At 59.5% G+C, this 2,416-nt stretch carries 2 protein-coding genes and 1 pseudogene; 1 reads left to right on the top strand and 2 read right to left on the bottom strand.

The window, feature by feature from the left end; genetic code table 11:
- The coding region (locus tag WBQ44_RS14580; RefSeq protein ID WP_495567387.1) for a glycosyltransferase family 2 protein at nt 1-592 on the bottom strand (592 nt) is incomplete at its 3' end.
- 400 nt (nt 593-992) lie between these two features.
- Here WBQ44_RS14580 and WBQ44_RS14575 point away from each other — a divergent pair.
- Nucleotides 993-2,162 (top strand): acyltransferase family protein, encoded by a 1,170-nt coding sequence (locus WBQ44_RS14575; protein WP_495567388.1) that lies wholly within the window; start codon nt 993-995, stop codon nt 2,160-2,162.
- On the opposite strand, the pseudogene WBQ44_RS14570 reads toward WBQ44_RS14575, so the two are convergent.
- Nucleotides 2,115-2,416 (bottom strand): annotated as a pseudogene (locus WBQ44_RS14570) (ABC transporter ATP-binding protein); the annotation flags it as partial. The gene WBQ44_RS14575 and the pseudogene WBQ44_RS14570 overlap by 48 nt on opposite strands.

The following is a 2,416-nucleotide window of genomic DNA, read 5'->3' as shown; positions in this document are numbered from 1 at the left end:
GTTCGACACTGGGGACCTCCCGAACAACGAACCCCGCGTTCGAGATTCGGCAGTTGATGACGGTCTCGATCTCGAAGCCGTCGCCCCATCGAAGAACACCGTCCGAGGGCAGGCTGGGCGGGAGGTCGAGCACCGGCAGGATATCCCGCCAGAAAGCGTTGTAGCCGTAGCACAGATCCGAGTACCTGGTGCCCAATATTCGATTGGCAAACAACGTCAATGCACGATTGCCGAGTCCGCGTAGCGCAGTGATGTCCTCGCTACCGCCACCGGCCTGATAGCGCGTGCCTTTGGCGAAATCGGCACCGAGCGTCAAGGCCGAAACGAACAGATCGATCTCGCGAGGGTTGGCCGAGCCGTCACCGTCGAACATCACGATGATGTCGCCCGTCGACGCCTCGAACCCACACACGAGTGCATTGCCTTTGCCCCAACGTGTTTGCTGGATGAAGACTGCGTCGGGCCGAAGTCGACGGACGATGGCCTCCGAGCCGTCGGCGGAACCGCCGTCGACGACGATGAGCTCGTGCCGAGCCGGCAGCTGGGGCAGGACGCGAGGTAGATTTTCGGCTTCATTGACAATCGGAAGCACGATGCTGACTGTAGGTCGGCGGATCGACCTCGCGGTGGCATTGTCGCTCATGGGGTGCTGGATCACTTTCCTGCGTCGATGCCGATCAACACGGGCGCCGCGCGCTTATGCTGTTCGGGCCCCGGCGACCCTCGCGGGCGAAGGTCGGAGGGGCAACTTTTCGAGTTCTTGTACCGAGTTGTCGTCCGACAGACGCAGGAAGTTCCCGGATGTGTGGCTCGAATTACCGGTATTGACGGACCGCATGGCGCGACCGTACTGTCGGCTCCTGCACTCCACCACTGCGCAGCATCGCTTTTCGTCGGCCTGATGTTCGGACCGATCGACTTCCGGTTGGTGGATTTATGATTTCCCGTGATCGATTTCGCGCCCTGCTCCGGAAAGGCCAGCTGTGAGTGAGATGGCTCCGACGTCGGTGAGGGACCACTATTTGGACTCTTTGCGCGCATTGTTGATGCTTCTCGGAGTCCCGTTTCACGCGTCCTTCGTCTACTCCGGGTGGCCCTGGTACTCGAACCCGTCGACCGATCCATCGATCGAATGGTTCGCGGCATTCACCCACACGTTTCGGATGCCGACGTTCTTCGTCATTGCCGGTGTCTTCGCCGCTCGCGGTCTCGTACGTTATTCGTCGAGCGAGTGGTGGCGCAATCGCGTGGTTCGTCTCGGTCTACCGTTCCTTTCCTGCGTGCTGTTACTCGGTCCATTGCAGTTGCTGGCTGCGGCGGTAGCCGCCCCGAATGATGGTGATGTGATGAACCGCTGGGTGGAATCGATGACTGTTCCGTCCAATTGGATCTTTCAACTGTGGTTTCTGCCCGTCCTGTTGTGCTACTGCGTGGTTCTACTGTTGTGTGTCGAAACCCGCGCCGGAAGAATTGTCACGTCCACCTTCGGACTCTGGATCAACCACGGTTTCACTGGACCAGTCCGCGGCGCGACCGCGTTGATATTGGTCGGTTGTTTCACCGTCATCGCATGGGCCGGCACTGTTTCTTTCGATCCGAGCGCGCTGACTTTCGGAATCGTGCCCGCTCGATTGGTGGTCGTCTACTTTCCCAGCTTCGTTCTCGGTGTTTTCATCGGCTCCCACCCGGCCCGGTACCGGCAGTTCGCACGCGCAACGCCCGTGGTCGTGGTATCTGCGATCGTGACGTCCTTCGTACTCGCGGCACTAGCGCCCGTGCCCTCACTCATCGCCGAGATCGCCGAACACTTTCTGATTCCGGTTGTCGGAATCTTGGTGGCAGCAACGCTGTTCACGACGGCACGAAAATTCCTAGAATTTTCTTCCGCGGCAGTGCAACGACTCGCCGATATGTCGATGACGATCTACCTTTTCCACAACGTGTTCCTGTTGTGGGGGGCTGTGCTCTTGCTCGGAGTGGATGCGCCGCCCGTTGTCGAGTATTTCGTGCTCATCTGCGCGGCATTGGCAGGATCAGCGCTGTGCTACCTCTTGTTCTCCCGTATTCCACTGCTAGCGTTGGTCTTTAACGGAAAGCGAATCCGATCGCGGCACTCAGCGACGACGGTTCGCGACGGGCAAGGCCATCGCGACATGTGGTAGACCGGTAATCGGATGATCGACGACGAGTGCTTCGACTCCGAAAACCTCCAGAAGCAGATCCGGTGTCAACGTCGACCGTGGTCGACCGACCGCGACGAGCTTCCCTCCGTCGAGGACGGCCACGGTATCGGCGTGCGCAAGTGCATGATCGAGGTCATGCACGGCCAACAGCACTGTCGACTTCAGATTCTGCAGAATCTCCAGTAACTCCAACTGGGCACGAACGTCGAGATGGTTGGTCGGTTCGTCCAGGA

It is taken from the genome of Rhodococcus sp. (in: high G+C Gram-positive bacteria) (assembly GCF_049591685.1).
In the GTDB taxonomy this organism is placed as follows: domain Bacteria; phylum Actinomycetota; class Actinomycetes; order Mycobacteriales; family Mycobacteriaceae; genus Rhodococcoides.
Note: the sequence above shows the minus strand (reverse complement) of the source record. Positions and strands in the feature narration are given on the sequence as shown.